Genomic DNA, 16,724 nt, shown 5'->3' with positions numbered 1-16,724 from the left:
TCGCTCTTTTGGATAAAGTTGCGCTCATTCCTTTTGCCGCGCTTGTTTCACCGTGGTGATTGCGCTTGTTTGGCTGAACGAATTGTCGAATGGGGAAAGGGCCGTCAACGCTTGGGCGGCATCGATCACCTCGCCGAGCTTCAAGCAAAGCAAGCGCTCCTCTTCCAATTCGCGCCGCCGCCATTCAGCCCATAGGCGGTCAAGCGCTTCTTTCGGCGTATCGTCGGCCAAGCGGAACGCCCCGTAATGCATCGGCACAAACAGGCGGGCCCGGCAGTCCAAAAACGCCTGCACCGCTTCTTCCGGGGTCGTGTGCTGCGGCCCCATGAACCATTCCGGTTCGTACGCGCCGATCGGCAAGAGCGCATAGTCGATGGAAAAGCGTTCGCCGATGTCGCGAAAGCCGCGGAAGTAGCCGCTGTCGCCGGCGAAGTAAATGGTGGGGGCGCCGTTTGATGTGATCACCCATCCGCCCCAATGCGACGTGTTCGTGTCCCACAGCGTCCGCCGCGTCCAATGTTGGGCGGGAACAAATGTGAGCGATACGCCGTGAAAGGAGGCCGTTTCCCACCATGACAGTTCGGTGACACGGCGATAGCCGCGGCGGCGGAACAAGCGGCCGAGCCCCTCGGGCACGAATATGTGCGGGTCACCGTGCAAACGGCGGAGGCTGCCGAAATGCAAATGGTCATAGTGGCCGTGGGAAATGAGCACAACGTCCACGGGCGGCATCTTGTCAAGCGGAACACCAGGAGCCGTCAAGCGTTTGGCCGCGCCCATCCGCTTCGCCCAAACCGGGTCGGTGACGATCGTGATGCCGTTCATTTGCACGACGAACGTCGAATGGCCGATCCAACAAAGCTGCGGCCGTCCGTTCGGATGATGAAGCCGGTTCCATTGCGGCGGCACGGCGTGCGGTACGACGTACGACAAGTCTTTTTGCTTTTGTTTCCGTTCCCGCTGCCAGCGGCGGAAATCGGTCCATGTTTTGTGCGTCGAGACGTTGTCGAGATTCGTGTATCGTTTCGGCACGGCAGTTTCACCCCAATGGACTTTGCTAGGAGACTCCCGTTTCCATGCAGGGATGGCAGGTGGGAGGCCGTTCCATATGCTATAATTAAATGGTAGCAAATTTTGCGTTGTTCTACAAAATATTTGTTCAGGAGGTGAAAGACTTGCTTCAATCTTTTTCACTTCGCACGACAAAGCGCGATGAAATGGTGGAGATTACGTCATTTGTCGAAGAAACGGTGCGCCAGTCCGGGGTAGAAGAGGGGGTGGCGATCGTTTATTGCCTGCACACGACAGCCGGCATCACGATTAACGAAAACGCGGATCCTGACGTGAAGCGCGATATGATGCGCCGCTTTGATGAAACGTACCCGTGGGAGCATCCGCTTGACCGCCATATGGAGGGAAACACGGCCGCTCATATGAAAGCGAGCACGGTCGGCGCGTCGCAACATGTTATCATTCATGAAGGCCGGCTGCTGCTTGGCCGTTGGCAAGGCATCTATTTTTGTGAATACGACGGGCCGCGCCAGCGGACGTTTTACGTGAAAGTGCTGAAAGGGTAGCAACCATAATTATATTATGTAAACAAAATAGCAGGAAAAAGCAATGGCAACACAGCGGCCGCAACAGTCTGGCCAGAATAAAGAGAAGGGAACGAAAAACCCGGGCCAACGTGTACCCGGGTTTTTCGAATGTCGAAAAAATCAAGCTGTTGAGAACAAGAAATATCTGTATCCTTACGCCGTCGTCGTTAAGATCAGCGGCCCGTTTTTCGTAATGGCGATCGTATGTTCATATTGCGCCGAATACGAGCCGTCAATGGTGCGCGCCGTCCAGCCGTTTGCGTCCATTTTGCTTTGCCATGCCCCCATGTTAACCATCGGCTCGATCGTAATGACCATCCCTTCCTTTAAGCGCATCCCTTTTCCTTTTTCACCAAAATGGGGAACGTACGGCTCTTCGTGAATCGTCGGCCCGATGCCATGCCCGGTGAAATCGCGTACGACGGAAAAGCCGTGCGCTTCGACGTACGTTTGAATGGCGTGGCCGATGTCGCCGATCCGATTGCCGAGAACGGCTTGCTCGATTCCTTTATAGAGCGACTGCTCGGTGACGTTAAGCAGTTTTTGCACGTCTTCACTGACGTCGCCGATGGCGTACGTCCAGGCGGAATCGGCGAGCGCTCCGCGCAAATTGACGACAAAATCGATCGTGACGATATCGCCTTCTTTCAGCGGCTCATTGCGCGGAAACCCGTGGCAAATTTCATCGTTAATGGAAGCGCATGTCGCATACGGATAGCCGCGGTATCCTTTTTGTTCCGGTTTGGCGCCGTATTTGGCCAAAAACGTTTCAACGAACCGGTCGATTTCCATCGTTGTGACGCCCGGTCCGATGCGTTTGGCGATCTCTTGATGACAGGCGGCCAAGAGTTTCCCCGCCTCACGCATCAACTGAATTTCTCGTTCCGTTTTGACGTGAATCATGCAACTGTCTCCTTTTCCTTTGGTATGTTTCCATCCTATAGTATTGTAACAAAAACGCCAGTGGTGATAAACTGTCGGGAACATAGGACAAAGAAAAAGGACACCCGAACAGGCATCCTTTGTTTCGCTGGTTATTGTCTTCCCCCGGTTTGGCCGCGGCGTTTACAAGACGGCAAACAACTGCTTTTCTTTATCGGAAATCGTGGATAGGGATGGGGACGGAGCGAGCGGCAAATAAATCGATACCGTCGTTCCTTTATGTATTTCGCTTTCAATTCGAATTGTTCCGTTCATTGATTCGACAATGCGATAGACGACCATCATTCCGAGCCCCGTGCCTTTGACGCCTTTCGTCGTAAAATACGGTTCGCCAAGCCGTTCGAGCTGTTCTTTCGTCATACCAACGCCGGTATCAGCGATGCGGATGAGCACACGTCCGTTGTCAATGGAGACGTATACTTGCAACGTCCCGCCGTTAGGCATCGCTTCGATGGCGTTTTTCATTACGTTGAGCAAACATTGACGGAATTTTTCGCGCTCACCGATGACGGAAAATGGGGCAAGCGTCGCTTGAATATCGACGCAGCTCATATTGGCGAGCGGACGGATGATGTCGATGGCCCGCTTCACTTCCAGTTTGACGTTCAGCTTTTCCGGCATCTCCGGGGCCGGCTTGGCAAACGTCAAGTAATCGGTGATGATCGCTTCAGCTCGGTCAAGCTCCTCAATGGCGATGCGCGCATACTGGCGTCGTTTGTCGGCAGCGAGCGGCTGCTCTTCGATCAGTTGGATAAACCCACGCGCCGCGGTGAGTGGATTGCGTATTTCATGAGAGATGGAAGCAGCTAAATGGGTGACGGCTTCCATTTTCTCGGCGCGAATCACTCGTTTGCGCAGCGCGATGTTATGGTGCACCATTTCCTGAAACGAACAAACGATGAGCATGCTGATGGGCTGTACAAACAAAAAGATAAGCGCAACGGAAGGCGGAGGAGAAACCGCAGCAGCCATCCACTCCGCTATGGCGACGGTCAATAGGCCAGAGCCGAAGCTGAGCGATGCAGCGAACAGCGTGCGCTGTTTGGTTGGCAGCTCGACAAACCGTTTTGTCAATAAACTGCTTGTTGCAGCGATGGCGATGGAAACGACGACGGTGACGAAGACGCCAGCTCCGCCGAACAGCGAGCGGTAGGCGATCGCCGTAAACGCTAAAACCGTCGCCGCCCCCGCTCCGCCGTACAAACCGCCAAGCCACAGAGGAATTTGCTGCAAGTCGAAGATGAAATTGCTCTCTGTTCCGACCGGAAGAGTGATGCATAGGACGATTACAATGGCGTAACAAGCGGTCGGCAAATACAGGCGGAGGCGCTTTGGCCCTTTTTCTTGCTCCGTCCATAGCGGGACAAGAAACACCGGCAGGAGAATAAAAAACAAGTTCAGCAAAAAGTCTTTGAAAATATTCAGCATCGCGGCACCTTCTTTCCCATCGTCAAGATGCATAACCAGAATTTCTACAAAAACCGTGAATATATTACATTGTAACTGGAACATCACGGGTCTGTTAAGGTGAAATCGATAGTCTTTTTTTGCTATAAATCTCGTTTTTTCGACAGATATAGGCAAAAAGAACTGTTTTGTTCTTAGTCAAAAATTCCCTTTCGTTTTTTGGGATTATTCTATAATATTTTAATTGTATATATTTTCTATCAACATTTTATTTGATATGGAGGGATGTTTTTGAAGAAACGGTCGATCACATCACTTGTTGCTGCGCTGTCGCTTGGAATGGGCCTATGGGCAGTGCCGGCGGCTACCCCGCAGGCCGCCAATTCGGGAGCACCTTTGGCAGCCAGGCACGGCGGTCCGGTCGATTTGGCGGTGGCGAATGAAGAGAAGCTGGCGGAGATGTTGAAAAAAAGCGGCAAGCTTCGCGCTGACGCCACCCCAGCTGAGGCGGAAGCAGCGGTGCGCGCCTATTTAAAACAAAAGGCGGCCCACACTTCGAAAGAAAAAGGAGAATTGCACGAATACGAGGCAAAGCGGGCTGATGTGCTGCGCGAGAAGGGGCAGAAAAACAGTATTTTGAATGGGAAAGGAAAAAAGCTTGGCCAGACGAAAAAAGATTCCGTTCCGTCTGTCAAGCCAGAGGCATGGAACGGTGGCAAGCGGGTGGACCGCGTGCTCGTTTTGCTCATTGAATACCCGGATTTTCCGCACAACCGCATTCAACCGAATGAGACGGATATGTATTATAAAGATTATACCCGTGAACATTATGAAGACATGATTTTCGGCGGGGATGACGGCTATTACGCAGGACCGAACGGAGAAAAACTCATCTCGGTGAAAAAGTATTATGAAGAGCAATCAGGCGGCAGCTATTCGATCGAAGGAAAAGTGGCGGGCTGGTATCAGGCGAAGTATCCGGCTAAATACTATGGCGGCAACGTGCCGACCCCGGATGGCAATGACGCCAATCCGCGGGCGCTTGTGCGCGAGGCGCTGGCGGCGGCTGCGAAAGACCCGAGCATCAATTTGCGCGAGTTTGACCGAGAGGATCGGTATGATTTGGATGGCGACGGCAACTACCGCGAGCCGGACGGCTTGATCGATCATTTGATGATCATCCACTCGAGCGTCGGTGAAGAGGCGGGCGGCGGTTCGCTCGGCGGCGACGCGATTTGGTCGCACCGCTGGAATTTAGGATCGGTCTATCGCATCCCGAACACAACAACCGATGTGCCGTATTGGCGCGGCCAGCTGGCGGCGTACGACTACACAATCGAACCGGCCGATGGGGCGGCAGGGGTGTTTGCCCATGAATACGGCCACGATTTAGGGCTGCCGGATGAATATGATACGATTTACTCCGGCTTGGGCGAGCCCATTGCCTATTGGTCGATTATGTCCAGCGGGAGTTGGGCGGGGCGCATTCCGGGCACGGAGCCGACCGGCTTCAGCGCCTGGGCGAAACAGTTTTTGCAGTCGACCATGCCCGGCAGCAACTGGCTGAGCGGAACGACCGTTGAGTGGAACGAAGTAACGCCAAACGGTGTTGAAGTCGTGCTCGATGAAGCGAACACGAAAGGGACGAACAACGATGCCGTGCGCATCAACTTGCCGGACAAAGAAACGATCATCACGACCCCGCCAAGCGGTGCGTACGCCTATTTCTCTGGAAGCGGAAACAACTTAGATCATACGATGGCAACGACGATCGATTTGACGAAAGCGTCCAAGGCGACGCTGGCATTTGATACATGGTATGCGATTGAGAAAGACTGGGATTATGGGGCGGTAGAAGTAAAACCGCATGGCAGCAACGAATGGACAACAATTCAAGGAAACATTACAACGACCGACAATCCGTACAGGCAAAACCCTGGCAACGGCATTACCGGTACGTCAAACGGCTGGGTGAAGGCGGAATTTGACTTGTCGGCCTATGCAGGACAAACGATTGACCTCCGTTTCCATTACATCACTGATGCGGCGGTGTCGGAAGCCGGCTGGTATATTGACAACATCCAAGTGACAGCTGATGGGACAACCGCGCTTGCCGACGACGCCGAAGGGGACAGCGCCTTTGCGGTGGAAGGCTTTGAAAAGAGCGATGGCAAGCGGTATTCGGATCATTACTATTTGTTGGAATGGCGCAACCACCGCGGCGTCGATGAAGGGCTCGCCCATATTTTGCGCGGCGACCGGCTTCTTTCGTACGATCCAGGGCTTGTCGTCTGGTATGTGGATGAAGGCTATGACAACAACTGGACGGGCGTCCATCCGGGCGAAGGGTTTCTTGGCGTTGTGGATGCCGACCAGCATACGTTGAAATGGTCGGGCAATACGACAGCGTCGACTCTCTATCAAGTGCACGATGCGGCGTTCAGCCTGCAAAAAGGAGCCCCATTCCGCGTGGCAATCAATGGCTCACAGCTGATCGACAACGACACAGCGCCGACGCCGGCGTTTGACGACAGCCGGTCGTATGACAATAAAGGGGCGGAAGACGCCGGGCGGAACGTGCCCAACTATGGCCTAAAAATCCGCGTCATCGGTGAAAGCGCTGACCGCACGGCAGCGCGTGTGTTGATCCACCGCTGACCACCTCCAAAGGCGCACGGAATGTTTCCGTGCGCTGAACATTTATCGACACGGTTTGTCATCCCTTCGTCGAATTTGTTGATTTTTCTTTCCCCCTTTTTTTCGCTTTTTCCGTTTATAATCATAAGTAGGATCGGATGAGAAGGGGGAACAATCAGAATGGAATGGTATGAACAGCTGTCGGCGTGGATTGCCGAGAAGCAGCCGGTGCGTGTAAAAACCTATCAAGGGGAAGCGGTCGTGCTGCCGGTCAAGCTGTATCAGGACACGCGCAAACTGTTTGTTTACAACCGGCAAATGCGTCTAATGAACATTCCGTTGGACCGGCTCATTTCCGTCGAGCCGAAGCGCATCATCGGTTCCTTTGACCGTCGGGGAGAAGAGGCCATGGTACATACTCGTTGAACGGAGGGCACGCGTCTTTGGGCGCGTGTTTTTTTGATGGTGGTCGGCTGTTTCTGCCTGCGGTCTGTTCTGTTGCGCTGGGCTCTATACCCAATGAAGGCGGCATTCGCGTTGCGATGTGCCAGGGAGCGGAATGGTTTTTGTTGCATAGGCAAAGACCATCTTTTAGAATGGAAAGGACGAACGACTGACCATAAGGGGGAAGGGACATGCATGGCAAACGGATTGCCTTATGCGCGTCACGCAAACTGGACGAAATGACAACGCTTATTGAAAAGCAAGGAGGAACGGCCATCATTCGTCCGGCGCAAGGGACCGTCTTTTCAAAGGGAAGCGAACTGGGAGAGGAAATGCGAACCGTCATCGCCATGCGGCCGGACTGGATCGTATTTACGACGGGAATCGGCTTTGAGGCGCTGTTGGAAGCGGCCGACCGGGAGGGAATGGCTGCTCAATGGCATCGAACGATCAAGGAAGCGAACGTGGCTGCCCGCGGCTATAAAACGGTGACGGCGTTGAAACAAATCGGCGTCACCCCGGTGGCCGCAAGCGAGGACGGGACGACGAAAGGGTTGATTGCTGCTCTTTATGGGCACGACTTTGCGGAAAAAAACGTTGTTGTACAGCTGTACGGCGATACCGCGCCAGCCTTGAAGCAGTTTTTTCTTGAACAAGGCGCTTTGTATACGGAATTGTTGCCATACCGGCATATCGCTCCGGATGAGGGGACACTGGCGACATTGTATAAAGAAATTGTCGGGCGCGAAGTCGATGCCGTCTGTTTTACATCGGCGATGCAAGTCCGCTTTTTCTTTTCGTTCGCCCGCGAGAAAAAAGAGATCACACCGCTCTTTGACGCGTTTCGCACCGATGTCGTGGCCTGCGCCGTTGGCAAAGTGACAAAAGAAGCATTGGAAGAAGAGGGAGTCGATCGCGTCATCGCCCCGGAACATGAGCGGATGGGAGCGATGATTGTGACGCTTGCCCGTTATTTTCAACAATAAGCCCTGTTGAGGGTTGTTTTATATCAATTGTCCAACCTGCTATATAAGAGACCATCTTTTTGTTAAATGTTTTATATTATGTGTTTCATCAAAAATGCTAAACTGTTTATTTTTTGTCACAGTTTTTCGAACATTTTCCGCTTATAATAAAACTGGGTATGTATTTTTCATATGAAAGGGCGGGGCGAGCATGAAACGAAGCTCATTCCAGCAGATGGCGAGCACGGTTCGGCGGGGATTTGCTACGGCGCGTCGCTCATGGGGGCGAGCGTGCTGTTTTTTTTGCGCTTGTCTGTCGGCGGTGTGATATGACTCACAACGATGGAGATGCTGCACACAGTATAATGGAAACAACGGACGGGTCATAAAAAGGAGGAATTGATGATGCATTCATTTTGCCATATGGGCGGCCCTGAAGGGGTGAAATTATGCGCCGGTCTGGCGCAATTAAAACAAGAACACGGCCCGCTGCGCGCCCAAATGGAGCAGCTGCTTGCCGCAGCGGAGGCGATCGGCCGCGGGGAAAATGACCGCAACTGGCGTGAGCCGCTCGCTGATTTGAGAGAAAAAGTTGAATCGTTCGTCGCCGCCCTAGATCCGCATTCGGAGCGGGAAGAAGGCGTATTGTTCCCAATGATGGCTCGGTACATCGGGCGGACGACCGGCCCTATCGCCGTTATGGAATACGAACACGAACAGGCGAAAACGCGACTTTCCATGTTTTTAGAAAAGACCGCCCAGCTGCCGGAGAACATCGACAGCAGGCAGGCGTTGACGCTTGCCGGCGCGGTGATTGAGGCGTATCATATTTTGGATGAGCACTTCATGAAAGAGGAGAACGTGCTCTTCCCGATGGCCGAGCGGTTGTTGTCCGATGCGGAGAAAGAGGAGCTGTTTGCGCGCATTAACTAAGTAACAAATGGAAAACAGGATGCCCCAAACGACGGGCATCCTGTTTTTTATTATTGGTTCATTTGTTGGCCGGTTGTTATGCATGATCGTTAGGGTATGCGGAAGCGCACGTTGTTTCGTTCCCGCCGCCGTTAAAGTTGACAGGCCGGCTGTCAGGCAATCGGTTGCCCCCTCCGCCTGTTCAGTTTAGGGTTCCTGATGTGACGCCCGCCGCTCGCTTACTTGGCGCGGTTGACCGGCTCTGCTTGTTTTGGCATTCGCTTTCGATAGACGACGTAGCTGCGCTGCAAGTAGCGGAGCGGGAAGCTGAATACGTGAACGAGACGGGTGAACGGCCAGACGGCGAACAAACCGAATGCAGCGAGAATATGAATCTGAAACCAAAGCGGCACCGCTTCCATATAAGCTGGGTTCGGACGGAACGTAAGAAGGCCGCGAAACCACGGGCCGATTGTCGTCCGGTAATCAAACCCGTGCGAATCGATGTTCAGAAACGTCGACGACAACCCGCTGGCGATCACGACAAGCAAAAATCCGAGCGCGACCCAGTCGCCGGTGCTGCTTGTCGTCCGTACGCGCTTGACCGTCAAGCGGCGGCGAAAAAGGATCAACAAACCAACGAAGGCCGCCAAGCCGGCCGGAATGCCGCCTGCCAAGGCGAGGGCGTGGTACATCTCTTCTGTCACGCCAAGCGCCTCGTAAAACGGCTTGGGAATGAGAATGCCCATCACGTGGCCGACAAACACGAACAAAATGCCCCAGTGAAAGAGAAGGCTTCCAAGGCGCAACTGCCGTTTTTCAAGCAGTTCGCTTGATTTGGATGTCCAGCCAAACTGGTCGCGCTGGTAGCGCCAAATATGGCCGGCGACAAATAGGACAAGCGCCAAATACGGAAAAATCACCCAGAGAAATTGGCTGGCCATGCCGTTGCACCTCCTTTCGGGAGCGGCGTCACGCCGAGTTGAGTGAATGTGTGATTGAGCGCGTCAAACAACTGTGCATACGGGCTGCCTGCCGCTGCCAGCCGGTCGCCGATTTCGCGGATATGGCCGGCATAATCGGCGAGCAAGGCAGTCGTATGCTCTTGATCTGCATAGGCCATCCATTCAAGCATGAGCGGCAAGTAGTCGGGCAGCTCGTGATCGGAGACGGCGAATCCGGCCGCCTCGTAGCGCGCTTTTAAGGCAACGAGTTCGATTCCGCGCTCCCGCTGCTCGCCGTTTGTCATATACGTCAAGTACAAATTCGTTTTTTTGCCGAAATCAAATGTTTCGACATATTGCTCCATCCGCTCTCGAGCCGGGGTGACCGCGAGCTGTTCGGCCACTGCCAAAAGCGGCGCGCGGACGGTTTCATCGTCAAGCGAGCGGATGGCGTCTAGGCAGTCAGGAAGCGATTCGGCCCACTGTTCGTCCGGGTAAGACAACAAATACGATACACATAGAAAGACCGTTTGTTGTTGTTCGCTGTTCATCGTAAATCCTCCATTTCATTATTGAAGGGGGCGGGGCTCGCCTTCTTTCTCCTTTTACAGCGTGCCGCAAGCGCCCGGGCCGCCGGCGAACGCCAGCCCGCAGCTGCCTTGTTCGGCGTAGAGGTCAGCGACTTCTTCGCGGTGCGATGCTGGAATGACGAAGCGGTCTTCGTATTTGGCAATCGCGAGCAAACGGTACATCTCTTCAATGTCTTCACGGCTTAAGCCGAGCGATTCAATGAGACGGGTGTCCGGCTGTTTGTTCGTTTGTTTCGCCCGCATGTATGAGCGCATGGCCGCCATTTTTTTCAATGTCGTGCGGATGTGCGCCGTATCGCCCGCCGTCAGCAAATTCGCCAAATATTCGATCGGAATGCGCATTTCATCAATGGCCGGGAAGATGTCATCGGCGCTCGCTTGGCTTCCTTTTCCTTCGATCGTATTCATGATCGGGCTCAGCGGCGGAATGTACCATACCATTGGCAGCGTCCGGTATTCCGGATGCAGCGGCAAAGCGATTTTCCAGTCGACGATCATTTTGTAAATCGGCGAGCGCTGTGCGGCGGCGATCCATTCGTCTGGGATGCCCGCTTCTTTCGCGGCGGCGGCGACGGCTGGATCGTTTGGATCAAGGAAAATATCAAGCTGGGCGTGGTACAGCTGTTTCTCATCTGTGACGCTCGCCGCTTCTTTCACTTTGTCAGCGTCATACAGCATCACACCGATGTAACGGATGCGGCCGACGCACGTTTCCGAACAAATCGTCGGCATGCCGGCTTCGATGCGCGGGAAGCAGAGCGTGCATTTTTCCGCTTTGTTCGTTTGCCAGTTGAAATACACTTTTTTGTACGGACAGCTTGTGACGCAATACCGCCAAGCGCGGCAGGCGTTTTGGTCGACGAGGACGATGCCGTCCTCGTCGCGTTTGTACATGGCGCCTGACGGGCAGCTCGATACGCATGACGGATTGAGGCAATGCTCGCAAATGCGCGGCAAGTACATCATAAAGACATTCTCAAATTCCGTTTGGATCGCCTGCTCCATTTTGACAACGTTCGGATCACGCAAACCGGTGATATGGACGCCGGCCAGATCGTCTTCCCAGTTCGGCCCCCATGACAGCTCCATCCATTCGCCGGTGATGCTTGATTTCGGCCGCGCCACTGGCTGGTATTGTTTTAGCGGGCTGTTCGTCAACGTTTCATAGTCGTAATTCCACGGTTCGTAGTAATCGTCGATCGTAGGCTGGTACGGATTGTAGAACAAGTTGACGAGCCGCATCGCTTTCGAGCCGGATTTGAGCCGCAGTTCGCCGTTTTTCAACTCCCAGCCGCCTCTATACTTCTCTTGGTTTTCCCATTGTTTCGGATAGCCGATTCCGGGTTTCGTTTCAACGTTGTTAAAGTACATGTATTCAGCGCCGGGGCGGTTCGTCCATGTGTTTTTGCACGTGACGCTGCACGTATGGCAGCCGATGCATTTGTCCAAATTCATCACCATTCCGATTTGCGCTTTAATCTTCAAGCCAATCAACCTCCTCGAGTTTGCGGATGACGACGTACAGGTCGCGTTGGTTGCCCGTCGGTCCGTAATAGTTGAAACCGTAGCTTAACTGTGCATATCCGCCGATCATATGCGTCGGCTTTACGTGGATGCGCGTCGGGCTGTTGTGTGTGCCGCCGCGGTTGTTTGTCAGCTTCGTGCCCGGCACGTTAATATGGCGGTCTTGCGCGTGGTGCATAAACGCCATGCCGCGCGGCAGCCGGTGGGAGACGACGGCGCGGGCGACGACGACGCCGTTTTCGTTGAAACATTCGATCCAGTCGTTGTCGTTGATGCCGGCTTCGGCCGCATCATCTTTGTTCATCCACACGGTCGGCCCGCCGCGGAAAAGCGTCAACATCGGCAAGGAGTCGAAATACATGCTGTGGATCGACCATTTGTTATGCGGCGTCAAATAGTTCAAGATGACTTCCTTTCCGTTTTCTTTCGGGCGTTTGTTTGAAAACGGACGGTGCGGCAACACCGGCTTGAACGTCGCCATCGTTTCGCCAAACTCGTGCATCAGTTCATGATCGATGTAAAACGACTGCCGGCCGGTCAACGTCCGCCACGGGATGAGCCGTTCGACGTTCGTCGTAAACGGCGAGTAGCGCCGCCCGCCTTTTTCCGAGCCGCTGAACGCCGGTGAGGTGATGACCGTTTTCGGCTGGGCGGTGATTTGTTCAAACGTAAAGCATTCTTCCTCGCGTTCTTTCGCTAAATCGGCCAATTTCAAATCCGTCTTTTTCTCAAGCGCCTCCCACGCTTTCACCGCCATTTTGCCGTTTGTAGTTGATGACAGCGTCAAAATCGCTTCAGCCGCTTTTTTCGCTTCGCTGATATCCGGGCAGCCGTCGGCGATGGAAGCGCGCCGGACAGTGCCGAGCCGGCGTTTCAACTGTTCATACTCGTCTTTCGCTGACCAGGCAATCCCTTTTGTGCCGATCGGCTGGCGGGCGACATTTGGACCTAAGGCGGTCATTTGGTCGTAAAGAAGGGTATAGTCGCGTTCAATGACGTGAATGTTCGGCATCGTTTTGCCCGGAATCGGTTCAGTTTCGCCTTTGCTCCAGTCTTTCACTTCACCGAACGGCTGCGCCAGCTCTTGCGCCGTATCGTGCAACAGCGGAGTGGCGACGACTTCTTTCATTGGCTTTAAGCCGGCTTGTTTGGCGACATCAGATACGGCTTTCGCGAGTGATTTGAAAATATCCCAGTCCGAGCGCGCTTCCCAGAGCGGAGGCACGGCTGGATTGAACGGATGGATGAACGGATGCATATCCGTGCTGCTTAAGTCATGTTTTTCATACCATGTCGCTGCCGGCAGGACGACATCGGAGTAGAGCGCTGTGCCGGCCATGCGGAAGTCCAAGTTGACAAGCAGATCGAGCTTGCCTTCCGGCGCTTCATCGCGCCAGCGGATTTCTTCCGGGCGCAGGCTGTCGCGGTCATCGTTTAACAAGCCGTTCGTCGTGCCAAGCAAATGTTTTAAGAAGTATTCGTGCCCTTTGCCGGAGCTTGAGATTAAGTTGGCGCGCCAGACGATCAAGTTGCGCGGAAAATTCGCCTCGTTGTCCGGATCCTCGATCGCAAACTGCAATTCTTTCTTTTTCAGCTGTTTCGCGACGTAGGCGCCGATCTCTTCCGGCGTGCGGGCTCCATGGCTTACTGCTTCGTTATACAGCTCGATGCCGTTTTTGTTAAACGTCGGGTACGACGGCAGCCAGCCAAGCCGCGCGGCCAAGACGTTGTAATCGCCAGGGTGTGAATAGCGCGCTTTTTTGGCCAGCGGTGAGATGAGCTCATCGACCGGCCGCTCTTCATAGCGCCATTGGTCGGTCGCAAAGTAAAAGAATGACGTGCCGTTTTGCAATTTCGCTGGTCCGACCCAGTCGCGAGCGGTGGCGATTGTCTGCCATCCTTCCACCGGCCGCAGCTTTTCCTGCCCGACGTAATGGGCCCAACCGCCGCCATTCACCCCTTGGGCGCCGACGAACAAGACAAGGTTCAAGACGGCGCGGTAAATCGTATCGGAGTTGAACCAATGGTTGATCCCGGCGCCGACGATGATCATCGACCGGCCGTTTGTGTCGATCGCGTTGTCGGCAAACTCACGGGCGATTTTCACGACGAGTTCGCGGTCGACGCCGGTGATCGCTTCTTGCCATGCTGGAGTGAATGGCACCTCGTCATCGTACGAGCGGGCGACTGTGCCGCCGATGCCGCGGTCAATGCCGTAGTTGGCCAAAATCAAATCATAGACGGTCGTGACGTAAACGTCTCCTGTTACGGTTTGCACTTTTTTCACTGGAACCGCGCGTTCGATCGTTTTTCCGCCCTCAGCGGTGAAATATGGAAGCTGGATCGAGATGACTTCATCTTCGCTCCCTAAAAACGACAGGCGTGGCTCAAGCGGCTGTTCTGTTTCCTCATCAACAAGACGCAAGTTCCATTTTCCTTTGTCTTCCCAGCGAGCGCCGATCGTTCCATTCGGCACGACAAACGAGTCGGTGTTTTCATCATAGATGACCGGCTTCCATTCGGCATTGTTCGTTTGTTTGCCAAGGTCTTTCGCCAACAAGAAGCGGCCGGCCGTCCATGTGCCGCCGTTTTGTTTTAAGGTGACGACAAACGGAAAATCGGTGTACATTTTGGCATATCGTTCAAAATATGGAACGGTCCGTTTGACGTAATATTCGTTTAAAATAACATGTCCCATCGCCATCGCCAAGGCGCCGTCCGTCCCTTGCTTCACCGACAGCCAGTCGTCGGCGAATTTTGTCGACTCGGCGTAATCTGGGCTGACGGAGACGACTTTCGTGCCGCGGTAGCGCACTTCGGCTAAAAAGTGAGCGTCCGGAGTCCGGGTGAGCGGGACGTTCGAGCCCCAGGTGATGATGTAGCCGGCGTTGTACCAGTCGCTTGACTCCGGCACGTCCGTTTGGTCGCCCCAAATTTGCGGCGACGCCGGCGGCAAGTCGGCGTACCAATCATAGAAGCTTAACATCGGCCCGCCCATCAGCTGCATGAAGCGCGATCCGGCGGCATGGCTGACCATCGACATGGCTGGAATCGGGGAGAAGCCGACGTTGCGGTCCGGGCCGTATTTGACGACCGTATACAATAAAGAAGCGGCGACAAGCGTCAATGCTTCATCCCAGCTGACGCGCACGAATCCGCCCTTCCCGCGCGCCTGTTTGTAGCGCTTCGCTTTTTCGCGGTCTTCAACGATGCTTTTCCACGCCTCAAGCGGGTTGTTTGGATGATGGGAGAGCGCCTCGCGCCACATGTCAAGCAAGATGCCGCGGACATACGGGTATTTGACGCGCAGCGGGCTGTACATATACCATGAGAAGCTCGCGCCGCGCGGGCAGCCGCGCGGTTCAAAGTCCGGCATATCCGGCCCGGTCGACGGATAGTCGAGCTGCTGTCCTTCCCAGGTGACGATGCCGTTTTTGACGTAAATGTTCCAGCTGCACGACCCCGTGCAGTTGACGCCATGGGTCGAGCGGACGACTTTGTCGTGCTGCCAGCGGCGACGGTATGCATCTTCCCAGGCGCGGTCGCCGTAGGTTGTTTCGCTATGGCCGTCGGCTTGGCGCTCGATCGGCCGAATATATTTGAAACGGTTGATGAACGGAGATCGTTTTCGTTTCATTTGCTTCACTCCTTATTAGCGTTGTGTACTTTTAACTATAGCCATGATGTTAATAACGCGATGTTAACTTTGTCACACTTGGCATCATTGTCACAAATCCGTCAAAAAACGAACGAATATTCTTTTCTGTGGTATAATGGGGAAAACGATATGTGGTATAATGGGGAAAACGATAAAAGTTTGAGGGGATTTCGTTGCGATACTCCAGCCATGTCATTGCCACATTATGCCTCGGCGCGGCGGCGGCCGCGCATACAAAGCTGCCGTTTACCGCCGCCTATACGGTGGGGCTTGTCATCGGCAGCCTTCTTCCTGACATTGACGAGCCGTCGTCATACGTCGGCCGCCGTTCGTTCGGCGTCGCGGGGAAAGTAAAAGAAGCGTTCGGCCATCGCGGCATGACGCATTCGCTCATCGTTTGGGGGGTGCTTGCCGCCCTCGTCTGGCGCGACTCGGCGTCGCCGTTTACCGCTGGGCTCGTGCTCGGCTACTTGTTTCATATTGTGGAAGACTTTTTTTCTGTTCAAGGGGTGCCGCTGTTTTGGCCGTTTTCGTCCAAGCGGTGGAAAGTGCCGCTCTATCGGACGGGAAAAGGGATGGAGAAAGCATTGGTTGGCATCGCTTGGATCGCATTCGTCTATTTTGGCGTCAACGGCTTGTTTCACGAATGGTGGTGGTCATGGTTGTCGATGTGGTAACGGCGTCCGATCAAAAAAAGGAAAAAAGAGGTGCGGGGGCGAGCTGCCGAGGTATCTGGATTCGATCGGTTCGGACTTGAAAAATCCGGATGTGAAAGAGCTGGCATACGAGAAAATGCCGACCGCTTCTCTTCTTCAGCTGGCTAGGCTGATGGCACAGACAAAAGCGAAACTCGATCGCATCGTCTGTCCGGCGTTGATTTTTGTCTCTGACGAAGATCACGTCGTGCCGCCGGGAAACGCCGACATCATCTTTCAAGGTATTTCATCGACGGAGAAAGAGATCGTCCGCCTCCGAAACAGCTACCATGTGGCGACGCTCGATTACGACCAACCGATGATTATTGAACGGTCTCTCGAATTTTTCGCCAAGCACGCCGGATAAAACGAATCGGTATATGGCTGATCCTGTTCAAAGGAGAGGCC

The 16,724-nt window shown here is 54.1% G+C and carries 13 protein-coding genes and 2 pseudogenes; 8 read left to right on the top strand and 7 right to left on the bottom strand.

The genetic code is table 11. The features are described 5' to 3' along the window. Positions 1-24: 24 nt before the first annotated feature. Entirely contained in the window at positions 25-1,032 is a 1,008-nt protein-coding gene (locus QSJ10_RS08090) for an MBL fold metallo-hydrolase (protein WP_033017014.1), read from the bottom strand. Positions 1,033-1,175: 143 nt separating this feature from the next. On the opposite strand from QSJ10_RS08090, the gene QSJ10_RS08085 reads away from it, so the two are divergent. Then, positions 1,176-1,577 carry a secondary thiamine-phosphate synthase enzyme YjbQ gene (locus QSJ10_RS08085; RefSeq protein ID WP_033017027.1) on the top strand — a complete coding sequence of 134 codons (402 nt, stop codon included), beginning with the start codon at positions 1,176-1,178 and terminating at the stop codon, positions 1,575-1,577. A 174-nt stretch (positions 1,578-1,751) separates the two neighbouring features. Here QSJ10_RS08085 and map read toward each other — a convergent pair whose 3' ends face one another. Then, positions 1,752-2,501, bottom strand: coding sequence for a type I methionyl aminopeptidase (gene map / locus QSJ10_RS08080; protein ID WP_033017013.1), 750 nt, complete (start codon positions 2,499-2,501; stop codon positions 1,752-1,754). A gap of 162 nt (positions 2,502-2,663) precedes the next feature. Continuing rightward, the gene (locus QSJ10_RS08075) at positions 2,664-3,968 is read right to left on the bottom strand and encodes an ATP-binding protein (RefSeq protein ID WP_033017012.1); all 1,305 of its coding nucleotides are present in this window, start codon (positions 3,966-3,968) and stop codon (positions 2,664-2,666) included. A 270-nt stretch (positions 3,969-4,238) separates the two neighbouring features. Here QSJ10_RS08075 and QSJ10_RS08070 point away from each other — a divergent pair, with 270 nt between their 5' ends. From QSJ10_RS08070 to QSJ10_RS08050, 5 genes and pseudogenes are all read left to right on the top strand, one after another. Further along, positions 4,239-6,605 carry an immune inhibitor A domain-containing protein gene (locus QSJ10_RS08070; protein WP_053532850.1) on the top strand — a complete coding sequence of 789 codons (2,367 nt, stop codon included), beginning with the start codon at positions 4,239-4,241 and terminating at the stop codon, positions 6,603-6,605. Between the two features lie 159 nt (positions 6,606-6,764). Continuing rightward, on the top strand, positions 6,765-7,010 hold the full coding sequence (locus QSJ10_RS08065) for a hypothetical protein (RefSeq protein WP_053532846.1): 246 nt from the start codon (positions 6,765-6,767) through the stop codon (positions 7,008-7,010). A gap of 209 nt (positions 7,011-7,219) precedes the next feature. Then, positions 7,220-8,014 carry a uroporphyrinogen-III synthase gene (locus tag QSJ10_RS08060; protein WP_033017009.1) on the top strand — a complete coding sequence of 265 codons (795 nt, stop codon included), beginning with the start codon at positions 7,220-7,222 and terminating at the stop codon, positions 8,012-8,014. Positions 8,015-8,185: 171 nt separating this feature from the next. Continuing rightward, positions 8,186-8,287, top strand: a pseudogene (locus QSJ10_RS08055) (pyruvate synthase alpha chain); the annotation flags it as partial. Positions 8,288-8,398: 111 nt separating this feature from the next. Next, positions 8,399-8,926, top strand: a complete 528-nt coding sequence (locus QSJ10_RS08050) for a hemerythrin domain-containing protein (RefSeq protein ID WP_020278823.1) — start codon at positions 8,399-8,401, stop codon at positions 8,924-8,926. A gap of 218 nt (positions 8,927-9,144) precedes the next feature. Here QSJ10_RS08050 and narI read toward each other — a convergent pair whose 3' ends face one another. The 4 genes from narI to QSJ10_RS08030 are packed head-to-tail and all read right to left on the bottom strand — an operon-like array spanning position 9,145 to position 15,600. Then, on the bottom strand, positions 9,145-9,849 hold the full coding sequence (gene narI, locus QSJ10_RS08045) for a respiratory nitrate reductase subunit gamma (RefSeq protein ID WP_033017006.1): 705 nt from the start codon (positions 9,847-9,849) through the stop codon (positions 9,145-9,147). Next, positions 9,825-10,400 (bottom strand): nitrate reductase molybdenum cofactor assembly chaperone, encoded by a 576-nt coding sequence (gene narJ, locus QSJ10_RS08040; RefSeq protein WP_014195921.1) that lies wholly within the window; start codon positions 10,398-10,400, stop codon positions 9,825-9,827. The genes narI and narJ overlap by 25 nt, the downstream gene beginning before the upstream one ends. A gap of 54 nt (positions 10,401-10,454) precedes the next feature. Next, positions 10,455-11,924, bottom strand: a complete 1,470-nt coding sequence (gene narH / locus QSJ10_RS08035; RefSeq protein WP_033017004.1) for a nitrate reductase subunit beta — start codon at positions 11,922-11,924, stop codon at positions 10,455-10,457. Further along, positions 11,914-15,600: a nitrate reductase subunit alpha gene (locus tag QSJ10_RS08030; protein WP_033017003.1), complete on the bottom strand. Its 3,687-nt coding sequence runs from the start codon at positions 15,598-15,600 to the stop codon at positions 11,914-11,916. The genes narH and QSJ10_RS08030 overlap by 11 nt, the downstream gene beginning before the upstream one ends. A gap of 194 nt (positions 15,601-15,794) precedes the next feature. Between QSJ10_RS08030 and QSJ10_RS08025 the strand changes: the two genes are divergently transcribed. After that, positions 15,795-16,298, top strand: a complete 504-nt coding sequence (locus QSJ10_RS08025; RefSeq protein WP_033017000.1) for a metal-dependent hydrolase — start codon at positions 15,795-15,797, stop codon at positions 16,296-16,298. Between the two features lie 34 nt (positions 16,299-16,332). Then, positions 16,333-16,683, top strand: a pseudogene (locus QSJ10_RS08020) (alpha/beta hydrolase); the annotation flags it as partial. Between the last annotated feature and the right edge of the window lie 41 nt (positions 16,684-16,724).

It is taken from the genome of Geobacillus stearothermophilus ATCC 12980 (assembly GCF_030369615.1).
Lineage (GTDB): Bacteria > Bacillota > Bacilli > Bacillales > Anoxybacillaceae > Geobacillus > Geobacillus stearothermophilus.
Note: the sequence above shows the minus strand (reverse complement) of the source record. Positions and strands in the feature narration are given on the sequence as shown.